Source organism: Paucimonas lemoignei, from assembly GCF_004342585.1.
Taxonomy (GTDB): domain Bacteria; phylum Pseudomonadota; class Gammaproteobacteria; order Burkholderiales; family Burkholderiaceae_D; genus Paucimonas; species Paucimonas lemoignei.
This window is the reverse complement of sequence record NZ_SLZQ01000008.1, coordinates 20,857-41,449: the sequence shown is the minus strand read 5'-3', so window position 1 is coordinate 41,449 and position 20,593 is coordinate 20,857. Positions and strand designations below refer to the sequence as shown.

Annotated in this window: 17 protein-coding genes; 9 read left to right on the top strand and 8 right to left on the bottom strand. The window is 56.5% G+C overall.

The annotated features are described in order from the left end of the window. The first annotated feature begins 12 nt into the window (after positions 1–12). Both EDC30_RS12810 and EDC30_RS12805 read left to right on the top strand, forming a co-directional pair. The gene (locus EDC30_RS12810) at positions 13–609 is read left to right on the top strand and encodes a DUF3306 domain-containing protein (protein WP_132259242.1); all 597 of its coding nucleotides are present in this window, start codon (positions 13–15) and stop codon (positions 607–609) included. After that, positions 596–2,314 (top strand): 4Fe-4S dicluster domain-containing protein, encoded by a 1,719-nt coding sequence (locus EDC30_RS12805; protein ID WP_243656771.1) that lies wholly within the window; start codon positions 596–598, stop codon positions 2,312–2,314. The genes EDC30_RS12810 and EDC30_RS12805 overlap by 14 nt, the downstream gene beginning before the upstream one ends. 17 nt (positions 2,315–2,331) lie before the next feature. Here EDC30_RS12805 and EDC30_RS12800 read toward each other — a convergent pair whose 3' ends face one another. After that, the gene (locus EDC30_RS12800) at positions 2,332–2,847 is read right to left on the bottom strand and encodes a hypothetical protein (RefSeq protein ID WP_132259240.1); all 516 of its coding nucleotides are present in this window, start codon (positions 2,845–2,847) and stop codon (positions 2,332–2,334) included. Positions 2,848–3,302: 455 nt separating this feature from the next. On the opposite strand from EDC30_RS12800, the gene infA reads away from it, so the two are divergent. Further along, on the top strand, positions 3,303–3,566 hold the full coding sequence (infA, locus tag EDC30_RS12795; RefSeq protein ID WP_132259239.1) for a translation initiation factor IF-1: 264 nt from the start codon (positions 3,303–3,305) through the stop codon (positions 3,564–3,566). Positions 3,567–3,663: 97 nt separating this feature from the next. Further along, positions 3,664–4,137, top strand: a complete 474-nt coding sequence (locus EDC30_RS12790) for a DUF2721 domain-containing protein (RefSeq protein ID WP_341539869.1) — start codon at positions 3,664–3,666, stop codon at positions 4,135–4,137. A gap of 18 nt (positions 4,138–4,155) precedes the next feature. Here EDC30_RS12790 and EDC30_RS12785 read toward each other — a convergent pair whose 3' ends face one another. Beyond that, positions 4,156–5,724: a DUF7402 domain-containing protein gene (locus tag EDC30_RS12785; protein ID WP_132259237.1), complete on the bottom strand. Its 1,569-nt coding sequence runs from the start codon at positions 5,722–5,724 to the stop codon at positions 4,156–4,158. A gap of 477 nt (positions 5,725–6,201) precedes the next feature. Here EDC30_RS12785 and EDC30_RS12780 point away from each other — a divergent pair, with 477 nt between their 5' ends. Then, a complete protein-coding gene (locus tag EDC30_RS12780) occupies positions 6,202–7,344 on the top strand; it encodes an acyltransferase family protein (protein WP_132259236.1) in 1,143 nt (380 codons plus the stop codon). Between the two features lie 9 nt (positions 7,345–7,353). On the opposite strand, the gene EDC30_RS12775 is transcribed toward EDC30_RS12780, so the two are convergent. Then, the gene (locus EDC30_RS12775; RefSeq protein ID WP_132259235.1) at positions 7,354–8,988 is read right to left on the bottom strand and encodes a Na+/H+ antiporter; all 1,635 of its coding nucleotides are present in this window, start codon (positions 8,986–8,988) and stop codon (positions 7,354–7,356) included. 340 nt (positions 8,989–9,328) lie between these two features. Here EDC30_RS12775 and EDC30_RS12770 point away from each other — a divergent pair, with 340 nt between their 5' ends. From EDC30_RS12770 to EDC30_RS12755, 4 genes are all read left to right on the top strand, one after another. Then, the gene (locus EDC30_RS12770; protein WP_132259234.1) at positions 9,329–10,081 is read left to right on the top strand and encodes a peptidylprolyl isomerase; all 753 of its coding nucleotides are present in this window, start codon (positions 9,329–9,331) and stop codon (positions 10,079–10,081) included. Between the two features lie 23 nt (positions 10,082–10,104). Then, on the top strand, positions 10,105–13,179 hold the full coding sequence (locus tag EDC30_RS12765; protein WP_132259233.1) for a peptidase domain-containing ABC transporter: 3,075 nt from the start codon (positions 10,105–10,107) through the stop codon (positions 13,177–13,179). Positions 13,180–13,203: 24 nt separating this feature from the next. Continuing rightward, a complete protein-coding gene (locus EDC30_RS12760) occupies positions 13,204–14,520 on the top strand; it encodes a sigma-54 interaction domain-containing protein (RefSeq protein WP_132259374.1) in 1,317 nt (438 codons plus the stop codon). 318 nt (positions 14,521–14,838) lie between these two features. Continuing rightward, positions 14,839–15,825 carry a J domain-containing protein gene (locus EDC30_RS12755; RefSeq protein ID WP_132259232.1) on the top strand — a complete coding sequence of 329 codons (987 nt, stop codon included), beginning with the start codon at positions 14,839–14,841 and terminating at the stop codon, positions 15,823–15,825. A gap of 196 nt (positions 15,826–16,021) precedes the next feature. Here EDC30_RS12755 and EDC30_RS12750 read toward each other — a convergent pair whose 3' ends face one another. The 5 genes from EDC30_RS12750 to EDC30_RS12730 all read right to left on the bottom strand — a co-directional run bounded on the left by EDC30_RS12750 (position 16,022) and on the right by EDC30_RS12730 (position 20,476). Then, complete coding sequence (locus EDC30_RS12750; protein ID WP_132259373.1) at positions 16,022–17,158, bottom strand: sterol desaturase family protein; 1,137 nt, start codon at positions 17,156–17,158, stop codon at positions 16,022–16,024. 366 nt (positions 17,159–17,524) lie between these two features. Further along, positions 17,525–18,361: a hypothetical protein gene (locus EDC30_RS12745; protein ID WP_132259231.1), complete on the bottom strand. Its 837-nt coding sequence runs from the start codon at positions 18,359–18,361 to the stop codon at positions 17,525–17,527. A gap of 243 nt (positions 18,362–18,604) precedes the next feature. Continuing rightward, complete coding sequence (locus EDC30_RS12740; protein ID WP_132259230.1) at positions 18,605–19,660, bottom strand: 3-deoxy-7-phosphoheptulonate synthase; 1,056 nt, start codon at positions 19,658–19,660, stop codon at positions 18,605–18,607. 233 nt (positions 19,661–19,893) lie between these two features. After that, positions 19,894–20,103 (bottom strand): hypothetical protein, encoded by a 210-nt coding sequence (locus tag EDC30_RS12735; protein WP_132259229.1) that lies wholly within the window; start codon positions 20,101–20,103, stop codon positions 19,894–19,896. A gap of 70 nt (positions 20,104–20,173) precedes the next feature. After that, positions 20,174–20,476, bottom strand: coding sequence for a hypothetical protein (locus EDC30_RS12730; protein WP_132259228.1), 303 nt, complete (start codon positions 20,474–20,476; stop codon positions 20,174–20,176). Positions 20,477–20,593: the final 117 nt, after the last annotated feature.

Sequence of the window (20,593 nt, the reverse complement as noted above, 5' to 3'; positions counted from 1 at the left end):
TGAGCATCGGTTATGGGGAATGCCGGTCAAGGGGGAAAAGTGGAAGGTGAAGGATTCCTGCGACGCTGGTCGCGGCTGAAAAGCGGCGGCAGCGCGGAAGTTCGTCAACCCGTCGGCAGTGACGAAGTAAACGACGAACGTGCCAGCCATGAAGTGGCGCGTGTCAAAAAGAAAAATGAATCCGGTTCGCCTGCGCGGGCGGGCGCAGGCACTGCTGTCACTTCCACTCCAGGAGTACCAACCCTGGAAGACGCCATGTACTTGACGCAGGAGTCCGATTATTCGGCTTTCGTGGCGAAAGGCGTTGATAAAAGTGTGCGACGCTTGGCCTTGAAAAAGTTGTTCACTGATCCGCATTTCAATCAGCCCGATGGCCTGGATATTTACATGGGCGATTACAACCGGGCAATTCCTTTACCAACGCCGATGCTGGCGGCGCTGCGGCAAGCCCAGGGATTTCTGCAGGAGCAAGAGGCACCGGATGAACACGAGCCGACTGGCATGGCTGATACGCACGCGCAGGGATGCGCAGCTGACTGTGGTGAAGAAATTGTGGCGACAAGCCAGACAACAGAGAAACAGGGAGAACTGAATCGTGACACCAGTTAGTGAAGCGGCGGAACGCCTGCAATCGCTCGCCAAGACTGCGGCACTGCTGGCTGATGCCGAAGTGCCGCCGCCAGACCCCGTTGCAACCGTGACTTATGCATCGCGCGGACGAACGCTGATTATCGGCAGCGCGGACCAGGCCTTGCCGCTAGCCAGGCTCTTGAGCAAGAACCTCAGCGTATGCGTATTGATCACCGATGAAGGCCCGGAAAACAGCGCAGCCGAGCTTTCCGGGCAAGCGGGCTGCCTGGTTTTGCATGGAAAGGTGATGCGCATTCACGGTTGGCTCGGCGCATTTGAAGTGCAATGGCAGCCGTCGGAACAGGGCTCCGACGACAACAAAGAGGATGGACGCGGCAATTTTGATCTGGTGCTCGACCTGTCCACGGTGCCGCTCATTTCCTTGCACCAGCCGCCACAAGGCTATTTTTCCGCTGGACGTGAGCCGGTGGCGCAGATGAGCGCCGCAGTGCAGTTGGCGCAGATGGTGGGGGAATTCGAAAAGCCGCGCTACTTCCATTACAAGGAGCGCTTGTGCGCCCATAGCCGCAATGAGATCGAAGGCTGCAATGCCTGCATCGAGACATGCTCGACGGCGGCGATCAGCCCGGCCGGCGACCGTATCCGCGTGGAGCCGCATCTATGCATGGGGTGCGGCGCCTGCACCACGGTTTGCCCGTCCGGCGCGCTCACTTATGCCTATCCGAATGCCCCGCAAATCGGGCGGCGCCTGAAAGCCATGCTGTCCGCATATATCACCAATGGCGGCAGCTATCCGCTTATCCTTTTTCATAGCGAAAAGCGTGGCAATACGCTGATCAATGAATTGACTCGGCAAGGATCAACAGATGGACGACACGGCATCCCGGCACGCGTCATTCCTGTCGCTGTCCACCATACGGCCTCGATCGGCATCGACCTGTGGCTGGCGGCGATCGCTTATGGCGCAAGCGGCGTCGCCGTGCTGACGACAGACGAGGAAGCGCCGCAGTATCGTGAAGCGCTCGGACGTCAAATGCATATCACGCAAACGATATTGTCAGAGCTGGGCTATGCGGGCGCTCACCTGGCGCTCATCCAGGCAGTGACGCCGGCGGAGCTGGATGAAGATTTGCGCCGTGCGCCGCAAGGAGAAGCGCCTGCGCAGCCGGCAAGCTTTCACGTGGCGGCCGACAAGCGCAATACACTGGATTTCGTGCTCGACCATCTCTACCGGCACGCGCCTGCGCGTAAGGAAATTATTCCCATGCCAGCCGGGTCGCCGTTCGGCGCGATTGCCGTCAATAAGGCAGCGTGCACGCTTTGCATGTCATGCGTCGGTGCTTGCCCGGAATCGGCACTGATGGATGGCCAGAATGCGCCGCAGTTACGCTTCGTGGAAAAGAACTGCGTTCAGTGCGGCCTGTGCGAAAAGACTTGCCCCGAGCATGCGATTACGCTGGTGCCGCGCGTTGCCTTCACCGAAGAATCGAAGAAGGCCGTGGTATTGAACGAATCTCAGCCGTTCAACTGCATCCGTTGCGGCAAGCCGTTCGGCACGGTGCAGATGATCGAGAATATGATGGAGAGGCTGTCGCAGCACGGTGCGTTTGCCGGCAACCTCAACCGTCTTAAGATGTGCGGCGATTGCCGGGTGGTTGACATGATGACGAGGCAGCGCGAAGCCCGTATCGTCGAATTGAAGCCGCCTTCGGTGGGACGCTAAGCGACTACGGCAAACAATTATCTCTGGTAGGAATGACCGCGATGATTGCTGCCCGAGCCATAGTCGCGCTGCCCCCAGTCCTTTCGCCCCCATTCACGTTGCTGTGAATCGGATCGTCCGTCACGCCGGTGTTCCAAGTTGGAGGGCGGAGTGCCGGGATGACGCCAATTCGATTGCGGACCGTTGCGGAACTGGTCGTGTTGAGGAAGCGGTCTGTTTTGCCAGCCTGGCTGCGCATCCCGCCTGTAGTGGAATTCCATGGGAGGCGGCACAATGACCGGCGCCGGCGGCGTATAGACAGGCGGTCGGTGATAGGGATAGGTTTGTGGCGGATACGGTCTGCCGTAATAGGGAGCGGGGTACGAGTATCCGTATGGGGAAACTCGCTGGGTATCGTAATAATAAACGCTGCCCGCCTGTGCGGTGACCGTTGCCGGATAACCCGCATAGATTGCGCTGTCAGTCTCATAAGGCATCGCCACGCAGCCTCCCAGGAGGATCGCCGGGAACACAAGAATGGGCAAGCGTTTCATGACAGCACTCCAAAAAAATAGCCCTGACAACTTTGACGCATCCGTACTGCCATCGTTTTGATTTATTACTTCCGCTTACAAAATTTGTTGTTCAAGGACGTAATGTAGGCCGGCCAGCTGAAGTGCGCCAAGGCGGTCTTTCATGCGCAAATGCATTCTGCGGTATAATGAGATGTTCCTTCAGATGAGTTCCCGGTGCCGATACCTTGAACTTCCTGAAGCCTCAAGTGACGTGTTGCCTTCATCGCGAACGTAACGCACCACATTCTCTTTTTATCGCCTGCACGAAGGCGACAGCATTACCGCATTTTTCAATGCGTTGTAATTTCCCTGCAATTTGGCGGGTAACCGGAATACGACCCTGGCGGGTTTGCACTTTATCTTTTCGCGGCCAGATTGGCCTGACTGCGAGAACGATTTCCGGGTGCCCGTCGCAAATAGAGATAGGAATGAAAATGGCTAAAGAAGAACTTCTTGAAATGCGCGGCCAAGTAATCGAAGTCTTGCCTGACTCGCGCTTTCGCGTCGATCTCGAAAACGGACATCGATTGATTGCTTATACGTCCGGCAAAATGCGTCAGAATCACATTCGCATTCTTGCCGGCGACAAGGTCACCTTGGAATTGTCACCTTACGATCTGCAAAAGGGACGCATCACGTTCCGTCATCTGGAAACGCGTCACACTGGAGCGCCGCGAGTGCAACGTCATCGGCGTTAATCCCGGCATATATACTCCTTCCGGCAAGGGCCAAGGCGCTTGCCCATGTTGCTGGATTACCAAAAATTGCTACACTAGCTAATGATGGTTCTCTCGTATTCACCGGAAGGAGTTTCCTCTGTTCCCCTTTGTTAATGTCAACGACGTCACGCACGTCATTCAACTCGCAGTTGCCCCGGTATTTTTGCTGACAGCGGTGGGTACCTTCATTGGCGTGCTGGTCAATCGTCTGTCGCGCATCGTCGACCGCATCCGCGTTCTGGAAAAGAAACACGAATCCCTGACGGCGGAGGAGGTAAACTTCCGCTATATCGAGCTCGCCTTGCTGGGACGCCGCTTGCGTACGATTTATATCGCGCTCAGCTGTGAAGTGTCTTGCGGCTTGACCGTTGGTGTGATCATTGCCAGCGCATTCATCGATGCAATCGTATCAATCAACTTGTCAACCTGGATTGCAGGATTGTTTGTGCTGGCAATGCTGGCATTTATCAGCGGCCTGGCCGCTTTTCTGCGCGAAATCTTCCTTGCTGTGCAAAGTACCCGGGCCAGCATGCGCCTGGAATTTTTCTAGTTCTGGAAAACTTCGAACTTAGAAAACTTCGAACTCAGACAGCCCGATCCAGCCAGTCGCCTGGTCGACGCGAAACTTGATCCAGGTGACATTCTTCGCCGTGAAGCTGATCGACAATGGCGAGCCGTCATTCGGCAAGGCGCCGACCTTGAGGCTGGAACCATCGCTGAAAAGCAGGGTGCCGCCGAGGATCTGGTCGTTCATGTTGGGACGATCATACAGGATCACTTGTTTGACGGAAGTCGTCGTCGGCCACTTCAGCTGAATCCAGGCTCCTACATTTTCGCCATTGGTCGTCCATTCCCGCGTGTAATCGTTCGGGTAGCCGGTAGCTGCGCCATCGATGGCCTTGGAAACGGTCTGGCCGGTCGACGGGTTGTCGCTTGACGCAGTGACTGTCGCGCTGCTTGCTTTGTTGGCGAACGGAGTGAATTTCTCCGTCGTGCTGGCCAGATAGGCACTGCATTTCAGGTCGAGCGTACCCCAGCTGGCGACGGTCAGGTAACGGCCGCCGCTGCTCTTGTATGACACCTTGCCCGAGGCAAGTGTCTCGGTGAAAGTCGCATAGGTGGAAACCGTTCTTTCATTCGCACTGACCCCGGCACCGCCACCATTGTCACAGCTCAGGTAAAGGCCGTTTTCCGCCTGCAGGGCGACCTTGCCGCCGCCGAGCGGAATCCGAGTCAGGCCGGTACATGCCGTGATGGTGCCGGCATCGGCTTTGACGCCGGCGCCGCCGCATGCGCCGTTGGTGGTGACCTGGTTCAGGTACTTGCCGGTCGAATTTGTCAGATGTTGCCGGTTGCCCGCTGCCGGATTGCCGCCTTCCATGAGGTAATCGCTGCCACTGGCGATCACCGCGGTGTTACGGCAATACGCGGTTTCGGCATACTGGATCGTCGGCTTGTCAGCGAGGATGACGCCGTTATCGCCTTTTGGACGCGACCATTGTGCTTTCACGTAGGGGAAATCGGCGCAGTTCGCGGGAGCCTGACCATAGTATTCCGCCCACTGCACGCTGTTGCGGCCGAGATTGACGGCGCTGACTGGCGCTTGAATCTGACCAATGTAGGTGACCGTCGGCGTGGCGGTGCTCGTATCGATCACATAGGCGCTGTATGCCGAACCGCGGTCATTGACCACACGCAGTCGGTAGGTTTTGCCGGCAACCCAGGGGTAGGCCAGGTAGCATTGCATGCCGACGCCTTCTCCGCCGAAAGGCTGGCAGGTTGCGCCATTGCCGGGCTTGGCGGAAGTCGCATTCCAGATCGAAAACATGACGCCCTTGGCATTCGAGCCCATCATATTGGTTTGCATGCCAATGTAGCCGCCGCTGCTGTAGGCACCGTTTGCATCTTCCAGGACAAATTGATGGGACAGGAACCAGGGCGTGGTCGGACCGGGATCGGCCAGGAATTTCAGGTCGGTCTCGAGCGTGGCTGGCGTGCCCGGATATGCCCAGCCTAGATAGGGAAGTGACAGGTTGTGTGTCTGTGCAGTGCTTTGGGCGTTGGCTACACCCGCAGAAGTGATAAAAACGTACGACATTAACAGTGCAGCCGCATTCCGTAGGCGCAAGACTTTCATTAGCAAACTCCCTGATTTAATGTTTTATTGCAGCGGCTCAACCGCATTCATTACGCTCGTTTAACGGCCTATGTTGCGCTGCACTATTTGCAGGAAGAATATAGATTGTTTAGCAACTGTTTTGTGCTTTTTGGTTGTGATAACAGTTATGCAACATTTATATATCTGCTTGTCTAAATTGACACGGTATTCTCGGATTTTTATACGGAATACCAATTCAATTCAATGACTTATCTTGATTCGATATTTGCGTCTAGCGACCAGGTCGATTTATACTTCTTGTTAAAATCCTGCTTAAAAACTGCATTGATACAACAATCGTTATAAACAAGATAGCGCAGTATTTTGCATTCATTGACGTGAAGAACTGCTGTCTTGTATGCTGACTGGCTTCGCGTTGACAGCGTTTTCACCTATCTTTATGTGCCGCTTCGGCGCATCGCAATATTTTCCAGCAGGCGCCAAGCTGCCTTCATCATGACCCAAGCATTAAATGTCAATGTCGTCGTCGAATCACCGGCGGCTCAGGATCGATTGGTTTTTCTGGATGGGTTGCGAGGGTGGGCCGCGCTGATGGTGGTGTTGAGCCACTTGCTGGTATTTTTTGTCGGCAGCGCGTCGCAAGCCTACAAGGGCTGGTACTGGGCGTTTCCGACTGACGGCAATCTGGCCGTATTCATCTTTTTCGTTCTTTCCGGATTTGCGCTATCGATCGGCTATATCCAGACAGGGCGCCTGAGCATCCTCACCGCATTGTGCGTGCGCCGGTATCTCCGCCTGGCCATTCCCATTCTTTGCGCATCCTTGCTGGCCTATGCCTTGCATGCGGGCGGCTTGCTGTATAACGTCGATGCCGGCCGCGCGCACGGCAATCAATGGCTTGCCAATTTCTATACTTTTGCGCCGGGCCTGTTCGACAGCATCAGGTTCAGCCTGTATGACGTATTCACCCATCGCGATGCCGCCCGCTCGTATAATCCGATCCTCTGGACCATGCCGGTCGAGCTGTATGGTTCGTTCGTGATATTCGCGGTTTGCGCATTGCTGATGCATTTGAAAAAGCGGCTGTTTTTCGTCGGCGCATTGATGCTGTACTTTATCCTGACAAAAAACATTTACTACCTGTCGTTTATCTGCGGCCTGGCTATCGCTTTGTGTTATCACCATCGCGACAAGCCGGTTTTCCGCAAGCTCCGTCTTGCCTTGCCGCTTCTGGGAATAGCCGTCGTGTACTACTCCACGGTGAGCCTGCGCGGGCAGGGTCTTTCCGTGTCGCATATTGCGCGCGCCGACTTCCTGTCGATCGCAGCGGCGTCCGGCATGGTCTTCGTGGCTGCCTTTTACGCGCCGTTTCGCCGCTTCCTGGAAAGCCCGCTATCGCGCTACCTGGGCAGCATTTCCTTTCCCATCTACCTGACGCATTTCATCGTGATCTGCTCATTCTCCAGCGGCATGCTGTTATTTCTGAATGCGTCAGAATTTGGCCATGGAGAGCGCGCCGTGCATATGACGGTGCTTGCCAGCCTGTTGGTATGTTTCACCATCGCGCATTTCTTCCGGCACGTGGAAACGCTGTCTATCGTCGTCGCCCGGCGGTTTTCCGATTTCATGCAAAAATAGGCTGATCTTCTATCGATAGCGCGACTCGACCAGATCGATTTCGCGTACCAGCTTGCGGGACGTGGCATCAGAGATGCGCTGCTCCCGCGCCAGCTTGAATACTTCATTGCGCTCGGCTTCCAGCGCCGCCAGCCGCAACGTCCGCTCGGCCTGATCCGCCCGGCGCAATTGGTTGGCTTCCCCTTCGCCGCCGGCACTTTGTTCGAGCCGGTGCTGGTATACGCCAATGACACGGGAGGCTGCCTTGGTATGGATATCGGCGTCGGCCGCATCGCGTGCCATGCGACGCCGGGTTCTTTCAATGGCGGCGATCGCGGCCCTGGCGGCATGTTGGCGCGCCAGGTCTTCTTCCTGCAAGGCGGTGGCCTCCTGAGGGATTTCGAGCCCGCGTAACAGCCGGGGCAGGGCGATGCTGGCTACGGTCAGCGTCAGCAGAATGACCGCGGTGGCAAGGAAAATCGCCAGATCTCGCGCGGGAAAAGGCGTGCCATCCGGCAGCAGCAACGGCAAGGTCAGCACGCCGGCCAGCGTGATGGCGCCACGCACGCCGGCAACGGATGTCGCCAGCAGCAAGCGCCAGTGCGATTTGACCGGCTCATGATTCTCGCCCTGCCGACGGAACAGGGTAAGGCGCAAAGAAGCCCATACCCAGATAAAGCGCAGCACGATCAATCCCAGGCAAATGGCCAGGGCATAACCGAACAGCCACACGGGCGCCAGATGTTCACCTGTTTCAACGGTCTGCATGGCGCCGTGCACAATGCCGGGCAACTGTTCGCCCAGCAGGACGAACATGATGCCGTTCAGAGAAAATTGCACGGTATCCCAGACCGCTGAACGATGCAGCCGCGTGGTGGCCAGTGCGCGGCCGGTCAATTCCACGTAGCTCATCGTGACGCCGGCGGCGACGGCGGCGAGGATGCCGGAGGCTTGCAATGTTTCCGCCGCAAGATAAGCGGCAAACGGGGTCAACAAGCTGACCAGGATCGACGAGCCGTCATCTTCGCCGAAGTGGTGTGACAGCCAGCGTTGCGCAATGCTGATACCCATCGTGATTCCGGCGCCGATTCCCAGCCCCGCCAGGGCCACCCACAGAAAAGTCAGTGACGCGCTGGCCAGCGAAAAGCTCCCGGTCATCGCCGCTGCTACTGCGAAGCGGAAGCAGACCAGGCCGGAAGCATCGTTCAGCAGCGATTCGCCTTCCAGGATGTGCATCAGCCGGCGAGGAATCGGCACCCGCGTCGTGATGGAAGAGACCGCCACCGGGTCGGTCGGCGAGACGATTGCCGCCAGCGCAAACGCCACCGGCAGCGGCATGGACGGAATCATCCAGTGCACCAGCAAGCCGATGCCGAGCACGGTGAATATGACCAGTCCAAATGCAAGCTCCAGGATCGTTGCCTTGTCGCGAAAGAGCCCATCCTTGGGGATGCGCCAGCCGTCGAGAAATAGCAATGGCGGCAGAAAGAGCAGGAAGAAGATGTGTGGTTCGAGGATGACGCCTTGTTTGAATACGCCCGATATGACGGCGCCCAGGGCGATTTGCACGAGCGGTAGCGGCAAAGAGATTGGCAGCGCGCGCACCAGGTAGCCGCTGGCGACGACGGCCAACAGCATTGCCAATACAATTTCAATGGATTCCATCCCTGTCTTGTTCCATGGCATTAAACATTTTCATTGTAAAAGATAGACGCTGGAACGAAGAAGAGTTCGCAAGATTTTTTACCCGATTTTTTCATTGGCTCAGCCCGGATTTTCTTTGCAATTGCCACAAGGCGGCTTGGTTAAATGCCTTTCGATTGCGCGGCCTCCAATTCTCTGACAGGGAGATGAACCGGTTTCAATGGCAAGCCGTCTAAATCCAATTGCGGGAATTCAAAATATTTCATCACGCGAGTACATCTTCTGTGCCGGTAAGCAAACAGGGTGGCTTCATCCGGAAGCATTCGCCGGAATGGAGGGATCAGGCCAAGGAGAAGAGAATATGACGGCAATAGTGCGGATCGACGATGAAGTCGTAGGCGTCGAAGATTTCGTCAAGATACTGAAGCTCACCGGGCAGTTCCAGGGGCTGATCGAGCAGCTGGTGCGCGACAAGCTGACGGTGCGGGCCGCCAAACGCCAGGGCATCGTCGTCACGCCCGATGAGATACAGGAGCGCGCCGACCAGTTCCGCCGCGTGCAGGGCCTGCACCGCGCCGCCGACACCAACCACTATTTCGATGCCCTGGGCATCACGCTGGATGACTTCGAGGCCTTCATCACCGACAGCCTGTACCAGGAAAAAATGATGGAAAAGGTGTGCAGCGACAGCGCGGTGGAGGAATACTTCAAGCTGCATTCCCCGCGCTTCGATAGCATCGAGGTCAGCCACATCGTCCTGGATACCGAGGACAAAGCCAAGGAAATGATTTCCTATCTTGAAGAAGAGCCGGACAGTTTTGCCGAAATGGCGCGTGAGCATTCCATTGCCGATACGCGCGAACACGGCGGCGTCATCGGCAAGGTCTTGCGCGGCTCGCTGAAAACCGATGTCGAGGCAAAGGTCTTCAATGCCGATGTCGGTGACCTGCTCGGGCCGTTTCCTTCTCCCGATGGGGAGTTTTACGAAATATTCGCAGTCAACGCCAAGCATCCTGCCACGCTCGACGAGGATACCGCTACCGAAGTACGCCGGCTGCTGCGCGAGGAATGGCTGGCGGCAAGGGCGCAGGAGCACATTATCGAGACGCATTGACGGTAACCTGAACAGGCGCCCACATGGATGTCCCTTCGACCCCAGCAACCAGCGCGCCAGCCCTTGCTGATTTTCTCGGCACCGTCGAGCTTCTGGCATCGTTCTCGCGTACGGCACTGGAACAATTGGCGACCCAGGCCCAGTCGCGCTTTTATGCATTTGGCGACAATATCTGCAAGGCAGGCGAACCGGCCGATGGCTTGTATGTGGTGAAATCAGGCTCGGTGCGCGTCTTTACCGAAGAGCGCGGCAAGGAAAGCAGCCTGGGCGTACGCAAGACGGGGGAAGTGTTTGCCGAACTCGCCATGCTGCGCGAACATCGCCACGAGTATTCGGTGCGTTCTTCCGGCAAGACCGAGTTGCTGTTCATTCCACGTGCGGCGATCGCGCCCATGCTGGCGCAAAACCCGGCGGCGCAGGATTTCATTGCGAGTTACGTCGCGATCAGTTCCGCCGGCGGCGTGGTGGCGCGGCTGTTCGACCTGAAAGGCAAGGTCGACCGCAAGGAACTCGAAGAGTTCGTCAGAAGCGTCGGCATCAAGCGCATACCCGCCGGCCGCGAAATCCTCAGGCAGGATGCGCGCGAAGACCGGCGCCTGTATGTGATCCGGCATGGCCAGGTGAAAATCTCGCGCAGCGAAGGCGGCGATGAGTTTGCGCTCGCCGCGCTTGGTCCTGGCGACATCTTCGGTGAAAAAGCCTGCCTGATGCGGCAGGAACAATTCGCCACGGCCAGCGCCGTGAGCGATGCCACGTTGCTGGTCATTCCCGAAAAGACCGTGCACCTGATCCTGGAGCGCAATCCCAAGCTGCGCGACATCCTGGAAGAGCGCATGCGCGCCGTCGAGCGCGAGCTGGAGCGGCAAAAGAAGCTCGCCGAGCGCCGCAAGCGCCCGGTGGTGCTGGACTTGAAATCGCAGCCGAAATTCGGCGAGAAAGTGATCAAACGCTTTGCCTGGATCGAACAGGCCGAGGAAATGGATTGCGGCGCCGCTTGCCTGGCGATGATGTGCAAGCACTATGGCATTTCCATGACGCTGGGTAAGTTGCGCGAACTGGCCAATGTCACTACGCAGGGCGCCACGCTCGACAGCCTGGCGCGTGCTGGAGAATCGCTAGGCTTTACCACGCGTGGCGTGCAATGTACTTTCGATGCGCTGCAGGGTTTCGAGCTGCCATTCATCATTCACTGGGAAGGCTATCACTACGTGGTGGTGTACGGCGTCTCCAAGGACCAGGTATGGCTTGCCGACCCGGCTGTGGGATTCCGGAAGATGGGCATCGCGGAATTCGAGCGCGGCTGGAGCGGCACCTGCCTGTTGTTCAGTCCGGGACAGAACCTGGTGCAGATGGCGGCCGCGCGTTCGCCATGGGTACGCTTTGTCGCCTATCTCCAGCCTTATCGCAAGATTCTCGCGCACCTGTTCCTCGCGACCTTCGTCATCCAGGTGCTGGGGCTGGTGCCGCCGATTATTATCCAGAACATCCTGGATGGCGTGATCGTGCACCAGAATGTCAGCCTGCTGCATCTGCTGATCCTGGGTCTGGTGATCTCCAACATCTTTACCCAGGTGATGAGCACCATCCGCTCCTTCCTGGCCAGCTTCATGGTGCGCAACCTGGATTTCTCCATGATGTCGCATTTTTTCAAGCATGCGATGTCGCTGCCATTTTCCTTTTTTGCCAAGCGCAAGACCGGCGATATCCTGGCGCGCTTCCAGGAAAATCAGACCATTCGCGCCTTTCTCACAGAATCGACAGTGACGACGGTGCTGAATCTCTTGATGGTGTTTATCTACTTCACCATCATGTTTTTCTATAACGTCAAGCTGACGCTGCTGCTGATTGCTTTTGTTATTCCCATCATTGCGCTGACGGTACTGGCCACACCCAGGCTCAAGGGATATGCGCGCGAAGTGTTCAACGTCTCTACCGATGCCCAGTCTTTTTTGATGGAAGCGCTGGGCGGCGTGGAAACCGTCAAGGGCATGGGGATCGAGCGGCCGGTGCGGTTGAAATGGGAACGCAAGTATGCCAAGGCGCTGGAGGTGCAGTACCGCGCGCAAACCTTCCATATTTTTGTTTCGCTGATCGGCCAGATACTGAATTCCGCTACCACCATCGCCATTCTATGGATGGGGGCAAGCCTGGTGCTGGCACGGGAACTCACGATTGGTCAGCTGATGGCATTCAATGCCTTGATGGGCAGCGTGCTGGCGCCGCTGATGGGCCTGGTCAATCTGTGGAACCAGTTGAATGATGCCGGCGTGGCGATGGAGCGCCTGGGCGATGTGCTGGACATGGAACCAGAACAAAAGCCCGAAGATATGCCGTCACGGATATTGCTTCCGGACTTGCAGGGTGAGATCAAGCTGGAAGGCATCTACTTCCGCTACGGCGGCGAAGAGACCGCGTACGTACTGGAAAACATCAATCTCGACATCAAGCCGGGTGAATTGGTCGCCATCGTCGGCCGCAGCGGTTCCGGCAAGACGACATTGGCCAAGCTCTTGGTCGGATTCTATCCGCCGACCGAAGGCAAGATGCTGGTGGATGGCTATGACATGAGCCTGATCGACAAGGAGTATTACCGCGCCCAGGTCGGCTATGTCATGCAGAGTAACCTGCTGTTTTCCGGCACCATCGCGGAAAACATCGCCAGCGGTGACGACAGCCCGGATCGTCGCCGCATCGAGGAAGTGGCCAAGATGGCCGATGCGCATGCCTTCATCAGCAAGCTGCCCCTGCGATATGAGCAGGTGGTGGGCGAGCGGGGCGTCGGCTTGTCAGGCGGTCAGATTCAGCGGCTGTGTATTGCGCGCGCGCTTTACCACGATCCTCGCCTGCTGATCTTTGATGAGGCAACTTCGGCGCTGGATACCCAGTCTGAGAGCAATATCATCGGCAACATGAGCGAGATTCTCAAGGGCCGCACTGCCGTGATCATTGCTCACCGCCTTTCCACCATCATGCGGGCCGATAAGATCCTCGTTTTGTACGAAGGCGGCGTGGTGGAACAGGGCAGGCACGAAGAACTGGTGGCGAGGAAGGGCATGTATTACCAGCTGGTGCAAAAGCAATTGAGCAGCGCAGGGTAACAGCGACGAGGTGCAATAGTGGCAATGAAGATACTCGACCAGGAAGTGCAGCAGGGCAGCTCGGCATTGTCTTATGCCGGCTTGCTCGAAAAAATCGAGATCCTGCGTTCGCGCCTGCGCTGGGCTTCCAAGCTGGACAGGCCGGAAATCGAAAAGCTGCTGCGGCAGGCCAATGGCTTGCGCGACGAAGTCATGCAGCTGTCGCACAAGGAACGCTTCGTGCAGGCGGCAAGCGGCGAGGGTGTCAAGGTCGTGCAATCGCCGGGCGAGCGGCGGCGCGCGCTGCTGGCGCGCAGCTTCGTATTCGAAGGAACCTTCGGCGACAATCCCCGCTTGCTGGATGCATTGGAAGTCGCGGAAAAAGCCGCGCCGACCGACTTGCCTGTCCTGATCGATGGTGAATCCGGCACCGGCAAGGAATTGATGGCGAAGGTGATCCATGCCAATGGTTCGCGCGCCGACAAGCCATTCATCTCCGTCAACTGCGGCGCCATTCCCGAAAACCTGCTGGAGTCGGAACTGTTCGGCCACAAGAAGGGCGCCTTCACGGGCGCGGCTAACGACCGCAAGGGCAAATTCGAAAGCGCGCATCACGGCACCATCTTCCTGGATGAGATCGGCGAATTGCCGCTGACCGGGCAGGTGAAGCTCTTGCGCGTGTTGCAATCGCAGGAAATCCAGCGCGTCGGGGCCGACGAGGCGATTGCCGTCGATACGCGCATCGTCGCCGCCACCAACAAAAACCTGCGTAAGCTTTCGGAGCAGGGCCTGTTTCGGGAAGACCTGTTTTATCGGCTGAGCGTCATCCATGTCAGCTTGCCGCCGCTGCGCGAACGCAAGGATGAAATCCCGCTGCTGTTTTCCTATTTCTGCGATGAGGCTGCCGAAGCCCTGAAACGCCGACCGGTGAAAATGACGCCTCGCCTGCGTGACTTCCTGCTGAATTATGCCTACCCGGGCAATATCCGCGAATTGCGCAACCTGATCTACCGGATTACCTGCCTGGCCGGCGATACTGCCGGCATCGAACATTTGCCGGTCGATATACGTCCGCGTCCGCAAAGCAGTAACGAATCAGCCGCCGACAGTACGGCTGCCGCCGCTGCCATCATTGCCGGCGCGGCGATATCGCTCAGCGATGCCAAGCGTGCCGCCAGCGATGAAGCCGAACGTGCTTTCCTGGAACGTGGCTTGCGCGAAGTGGGCGGTACGGTATCCGAACTGGCGCGGCGTTGCGACATGAACCGCTCGCATTTGCAAATGCTGCTAAAAAAGCATGGCATCCATTCCAAGGATTTTCGCCGGCGTGATGTGCCGCCACATGAAGGAAACCGGGTGTGACGAATGAGCGGAAAGCTCGCAAGTCTAATCGCTAAATCTGATCGCCTCCTGGATTTGCCGGCAGAAATGATAATTATCGCCAGCTAATAAAAACGTCGTGATTGCACTTTCATTTTGCTTTTAATCATATTCACGCAATCGACATATCAGTAGGATTGCTGATCTACACCTAAGTTTGAAGCAATTTGGCAGGTGTGACATTGATGTAGTAAGCGCCCTAATAACATGAATATCAACTGCGGCTGATAAAAGCGGATCGACAGTTGAATAGTGCGGCGATGGGAGACAGACAATGCTTGATACGCGAGTGAGCCTTCCATGAAGCTGGCTCTGACCCACTATGACATTCTGAATGTCACCCGCGACGCACCCCATGAAGTAATTCGCGCTGCCTACAAGGCGCTGTGCCGGCAATACCATCCTGACCTTAACGCCGGATCGGCCGACACGAATCGCACCATGGCAATCATCAACGTGTCCTACGACATATTGTCTTCTTCATCCAAGCGCAAGGCTTACGACGACTGGCTAGCCGAACAGGAAAGCCTGCATGGACTTATCGCAACCATTCTTCCCACTTGGAAAAGCCTGGCGTTGCAGCTCGCTTCCAGGCTGCCAATAACAAGGTTCAGATACGCATTCGCCAACAGGCTTCTGCAGACTGGTGCTTCGCACGTCTGGCAGCACGCGGGAGTGTATGCCATCGCTGTGGCGACAATGGTCCTAACAGCCATAGCCGTAACATATCCGGAAGAGCAGCCGTTTCAAGCAGGGGTAGATTGGCCGCAAGAGGCGCCGGCTCCCGTGACGTTGGAGCCGCGTCATGCGCCATCAAGCTCTCCGCAACTAGTGCTGGCCAAGGCGACTTCCATTTCGCTGCCGAATGCGGCGTCCGCAAGATATGTTCGCCCGCATCAGGCGCCAAATGGACAGGCATGGCCGAATGGTGCCGCTTACCTGAAGGATGCGCCGATCCTCAATGACGACGGAAATATCACCATGGTAGTCGCCAATGCCGACAATACTAGCGATGTTTATGCCAAGCTGATCGAAGTGCGGGGACTTTATGAACTACCGGTACGCGAATTCTATATTCCTGCACATGGCGAGTTCACTCTCAGGAATGTAAGTCCGGGCCGCTATGATCTGCGTTATGTCAGCCTGGATTATGGCAGGCAGGCGCGGGAGAAAATTGTCATCCATGAAGACGCAGGCAGCGCTGCGCAAACCCAGGTGACGGTCAGGCTGGATAGCGCAACCGGCACCAGCATGGAAAGCATTGGCTTGCAGGTGACGCAATTTTAAAACCGGAAGGGAAGTCTGCCCTGGCTAAGAATGCGCATGCCGATGGAAGACTGACAAGGCTCGCTGCAAATGAAAGGGGCTGTGAAAAGATCACAGCCCCTTTTGCATTTGTATCCCGGTTGAGAGAAAAGGCCTGGCCAATAAAGTTCAGGTCAATTCCTGCAATGGCTCGCTAGTGCCGCTTCACTTCAGCTATTTACGTCTGGCGCTTGAAGGGAAATAGTTGCTGCTTGACGAAACCGTTTGGCACATAGTCCCCTACGACACCGTATTTTTCTGGGAACTGGCGGTCCGTCTTAACGGCGGTTCTGAAAATATGATCAAGAAATGCGTAGTGCGCGGCGTAATTCTTGTCGATGGCGGCGTCATCCGAAGAATGATGCCAATGATGGAAGTCCGGCGTAACCACCAGGTATTTCAACGGTCCCCAGGGGATGTGAACGTTGGCGTGATTGAATACCGCCTGGAAGCCAACCACGATAATGTAGGCATCCATCACCGATTTTTCAAAGCCGAAGACATAGAGGGGGCCGAGCACGCAGACGCGCGTGAAAATCAGTTCGAGCACATGCATGCGCGAGCCGGCGATCCAGTCCATGGTCTTGGCGCTGTGGTGCACGGCATGGAATTTCCAGAGGAAGGGGATCTCGTGATAGGCGCGGTGCACCCAGTATTGCATGAAGTCGGCCACCAGGATGCAGAGCAAAAGCTGCGGCAGGAAATGGATGGCGCGAACCCACGATTGAAATTCGCTGTGCACCATCCAGCCGAAGACCTTGTGGATCAGGAAGTTCACGATCAGCAGGATCAAGCCGACCAGGAAGTGGTTCACCAGGAAGTGCACCAGGTCGGTCTGCCATTCTTTTCTGAATACAGCCTGTTTCTTATAAAGCGGGAACAGCTTTTCGAGCAAGACAAAGATCAGCGTCGAACCCAGCAAATCCAGGATGAACCAGTCGAGGCCGATGTACGGGGTATTGTCCGGAAAGTCACCTACAGGAACGCGTGACCCGCCCAGGGCAATGGCGATCAGGACCATGCATAAAGTGGTGATGCTCAAGCCTCGCTGCTTGCGGAGAATGATGCTTCCCAATGAAATGCCGCCGGCGACAATCAATGAGTAAAACAGGATTTGCCGCAGCAGATCGACTGAATACTGCTTGCGCAATTCCGGAGTCGTCAGGTATTCCGGGAAATGAAAGGCGATCACGCCTAGCAGGCACAGCAGTCCAAGCGTGAAGCCGATTGATCCGGCAATGACGCCTTCGCCAAATTTCATCGAGCCGCTATCTTGCAGCAGGGTGGCAGTTTCATCGACCACACCATTGATCATCTTGATCGGCGCAATCACGCCAGGTGGAATGACGTCTTCTTTTTCCAGGTTGTTGTTATGCGTTGTCATATGAGGATTGAAATTAAGTGGAGCATCAACATGCCTTCTGCCTGTAGTTCAGCTAAGCATGAAGCAGAGACAAAGGAAGGGAATTAAGTTATTGCTTTTTATTAATTTTATTGCAATTTCAATTGATTGTGAATTTAATAATATTCAAGAGGCAAAATGTTATATCGATGAGGTAAGGAATACTTCCCATGAATATGGGAGTACGGGGGAGTGGCGGCTAGCTGACTCGATAGCGGCGAAGATTGTATCCGCGCCGGGGTAATGCCTTTGACATCGAATAGCAGGCGGAAAACAGCGCTACTTTTCCGCGCCGGCAGACCTTGCCAGTTCGCTCCGCTTTTCTGCGAGATACTCCGCAAGGTCCAGCTCATGCAGCTGCGCGGGATAGCGTTCAGTCAGGGCGAACCATTTTCTTAGCCGCATATTCATTCTTTCTTCCGTTGTCCCGGCGGTGACGCTGCTGTATGCCAGCAAGGCGAGGTAATAGCGCATGACATTGCGTTCGAGCGAACCTCGTTCGCCGCCGACGTGAATCGGCTTACCATCTGCGCCATGTCCGATGATAGTGAAGCCGATTTTGTTGCGGCCTGCCGTCGACAGGTAGAGGTCCATCGCCATTTTCGCCACGGTGCCGTAGCCATAGGCATAACCGAAGTGCACGAACGACTGTTTGCCGCCAATCGGCATTGCTTCAAAAACGATGCGGTAATCCTGGGTGCCGAGCGGCCCCTTGGGCGCTTGCATGGTTGCCTTGAAATAGGCCGGCTCCGCGGCTTCGATTCGTAGGCTATAGGTGATGTGGTAAAGCTCACCCGAAGTCATGGCACGCTTGGGGCCGAGCGCAATGGTTACCGATTCATTGCCTTCTCTGCCGGATGGACGGCAGGCGCGAACGTTGAGATGGAGGATAACCAGGTCGCAGACGGTACTAGCCGACTTGAACGCCGCAGTGACTTCGCTCAAGGAGCCGGGAATCTCGGCGAAGATATCGCCTTCCACGCGGCGCTTTTCTTCTCGGGAGCTGAGATACAGCGGCTCCTTGAAAACGTTGTTTCGCAATTGCGCTTGCAGGTCGAGGCGCTTGGCCTCCAGCGCGGTGGCATGGGGGGAAAGTGTCTGTGCATGAGCCAGCATGCAACTGCCGGCTAACATGAAGAATAACGCTGCCAGCATCGTGGCCGTATGCCTGAACAGGCGCTTCGGCGTCCACCGGCGAATCCACCTTGTGTCGAGACCCATAGTGCAACAATGTAGTTGCATCCATGGGCCGGACGTTGAGCACGATCACGTCCGGCCGATTTGCCCGATAACGAGAGGTCAGCATCATGATGCTGACCTCAAGTCGCGGCGACAGGTTGAATGGCGACGGAGGGCGACTTAGCGATTGACGGTATCGCGCAGCACGGCCGCCGCTTCGCGGATCGCGCTGACGGTGTCTTCCCAGCCGATGCAGGCATCCGTCACGGATTGTCCGTATACCAGCTTGGACAGGTCCGCCTGGATTTTCTGCGCGCCTTCGACAATGTTGGACTCCAGCATCATGCCAACCAGGCTGCGGTTGCCGTCGCGGATTTGCTTGACGACGTCTTGCAGCACGCCGACCTGGCGCTTGTGATCCTTGTTCGAATTGCCGTGGCTGCAATCGATCACGATGGAAGCGGGGAGGTCAACCTTGGTCAGCATTGCTTCCGCCTGCGCCACCGATTCGGCGCCATAGTTGGGCGAATGGCCGCCGCGCAAGATGAGATGGGCATGCGGGTTGCCCGCCGTGCGGATCACCGAGCTGAGCCCGTCGGCATCGATGCCGAGGAAGGCGTGCGGCGTGCGAGCGGATTGCATGGCGTTGATGGCGACGGTCAGGCTGCCGTCCGTGCCGTTTTTCAGGCCGACCGGAGTCGACAGGCCGCTTGCCATTTCGCGATGCGTCTGCGATTCGGTGGTGCGCGCGCCGATCGCATTCCAGCTGACGAGGTCGCCGAGGTATTGCGGCATCATCGGGTCCAGGGCTTCCGTGCCGATGGGCAAACCCATTTCGCTGATATCCCGCAGCAGGTTGCGCGCGAGCCGGATGCCTTTGACCATGTTGAAGGAATCATCGCGGTCAGGATCGTTGATCAAGCCTTTCCAGCCGACCGTGGTGCGAGGCTTTTCGAAGTACACGCGCATGACCAGGACCAGCGCATCGGACACTTCTTCAGCCAGTTCCTTGAGACGGCGTGCATAGTCGAGCGCGGCGACGGGATCGTGAATCGAGCAGGGGCCGACGACGATGAAACGGCGCGCGTCCTTTCTGTCCAGGATGTCTTCCAGCGTGGCGCGCCCGTTCAGGACGGTGGCCAGAGATTTCTTGGTATGCGGAATTTCATTCTGGATGGCGGCTGGTGAGGGCAGGTTTTCCTGGGAGAGGATGCGGGCGTTGATGAGTTGCTTCATGGGGAATGATGGTAATGTCAGTGTACGTATTTTAGCTCTTTGTTTTCAGGAAAGCTGTGGCGTATGCAGAACGCTTTGTATGAAAGTAATGATTTTTTCGAAATAATAATGCTCTGTCATGCCATAGCGAGTGCACTCCAAATAGTGCAGGCATTTCCTGCAATTATCGATGATGAGAAACAAAAGCCCGCGATTGCGGGCCTGTTTGTGAAGATTGCTTGTTAAATCTGTTGTCAGCGCGGCGCATAGCCGGTGGTCACCGAGTTGACCAAGACACCATCGACATATACCGAAACAGGGTCGCCGCTGGCATCGGTCAACAGGTCGCTGGCATTAGCGCGCTGAAATGGCAATTTCATGCGTCCGCCCAGGATTGCTGTCATGGCTTCTTTCTCGAGATCCTGGCTAAAGGATGACAGGTCCTTAATAATCAGAATTTTCATTGTCAGTCTCCTTCTTTCATTTATCTGGTGGTGAAAGCGGAAGTCAGCCTTCACCACCTTCCGCCATCGATCAGCCGAAGTTGATGGTGTTGTGCGCTTTCTGGTCCGGGTTGACGTTGGCCGTAATGCCGGACACGAAGGCTGCGTTGTTGCCATTATTGACGAGCGTCTTCTGGTCTTGCGCAATGCCCTGAGTGGCATCGAACGAGAAGCTGTTCGAAGAAGCATCGATCGAAGTAAAGGATGGCATCCAGCCTTCGTAGCCTTTCGGGGCTTTGCAGCCTTGATAGGTACCGCCGGATACGCCAGCCATGGCGTGACGGTCGAGTTCGGTGGTGGTGCGGGCCAGGTCTTTGATGGTCAGGGATTTCATGGTCATTCTCCTAAAGTGTCATTGAGTTGGATTTACTGCGTGAGGCAATCTGTTGCGCTCGCAGGGTATAGAGCATCGACCGTGCCAGCCTTTTTGCGCCGTGGGTGTGTGCGTATA

What these genes read in the sequence shown, in the direction of transcription:
- EDC30_RS12810 (WP_132259242.1), top strand. Translation starts at nt 13, where the DNA reads ATGGGGAATGCCGGTCAAGGGGGAAAAGTGGAAGGTGAAGGATTCCTG.
- EDC30_RS12735 (WP_132259229.1), bottom strand. Translation starts at nt 20,103, where the DNA reads ATGAAAATTCTGATTATTAAGGACCTGTCATCCTTTAGCCAGGATCTC.
- EDC30_RS12755 (WP_132259232.1), top strand. Translation starts at nt 14,839, where the DNA reads ATGAAGCTGGCTCTGACCCACTATGACATTCTGAATGTCACCCGCGAC.
- EDC30_RS12800 (WP_132259240.1), bottom strand. Translation starts at nt 2,847, where the DNA reads ATGAAACGCTTGCCCATTCTTGTGTTCCCGGCGATCCTCCTGGGAGGC.
- EDC30_RS12770 (WP_132259234.1), top strand. Translation starts at nt 9,329, where the DNA reads ATGACGGCAATAGTGCGGATCGACGATGAAGTCGTAGGCGTCGAAGAT.
- EDC30_RS12775 (WP_132259235.1), bottom strand. Translation starts at nt 8,988, where the DNA reads ATGGAATCCATTGAAATTGTATTGGCAATGCTGTTGGCCGTCGTCGCC.
- EDC30_RS12780 (WP_132259236.1), top strand. Translation starts at nt 6,202, where the DNA reads ATGACCCAAGCATTAAATGTCAATGTCGTCGTCGAATCACCGGCGGCT.
- EDC30_RS12750 (WP_132259373.1), bottom strand. Translation starts at nt 17,158, where the DNA reads ATGATCAATGGTGTGGTCGATGAAACTGCCACCCTGCTGCAAGATAGC.
- EDC30_RS12730 (WP_132259228.1), bottom strand. Translation starts at nt 20,476, where the DNA reads ATGAAATCCCTGACCATCAAAGACCTGGCCCGCACCACCACCGAACTC.
- infA (WP_132259239.1), top strand. Translation starts at nt 3,303, where the DNA reads ATGGCTAAAGAAGAACTTCTTGAAATGCGCGGCCAAGTAATCGAAGTC.
- EDC30_RS12785 (WP_132259237.1), bottom strand. Translation starts at nt 5,724, where the DNA reads ATGAAAGTCTTGCGCCTACGGAATGCGGCTGCACTGTTAATGTCGTAC.
- EDC30_RS12760 (WP_132259374.1), top strand. Translation starts at nt 13,204, where the DNA reads ATGAAGATACTCGACCAGGAAGTGCAGCAGGGCAGCTCGGCATTGTCT.
- EDC30_RS12765 (WP_132259233.1), top strand. Translation starts at nt 10,105, where the DNA reads ATGGATGTCCCTTCGACCCCAGCAACCAGCGCGCCAGCCCTTGCTGAT.
- EDC30_RS12745 (WP_132259231.1), bottom strand. Translation starts at nt 18,361, where the DNA reads ATGCTGGCTCATGCACAGACACTTTCCCCCCATGCCACCGCGCTGGAG.
- EDC30_RS12740 (WP_132259230.1), bottom strand. Translation starts at nt 19,660, where the DNA reads ATGAAGCAACTCATCAACGCCCGCATCCTCTCCCAGGAAAACCTGCCC.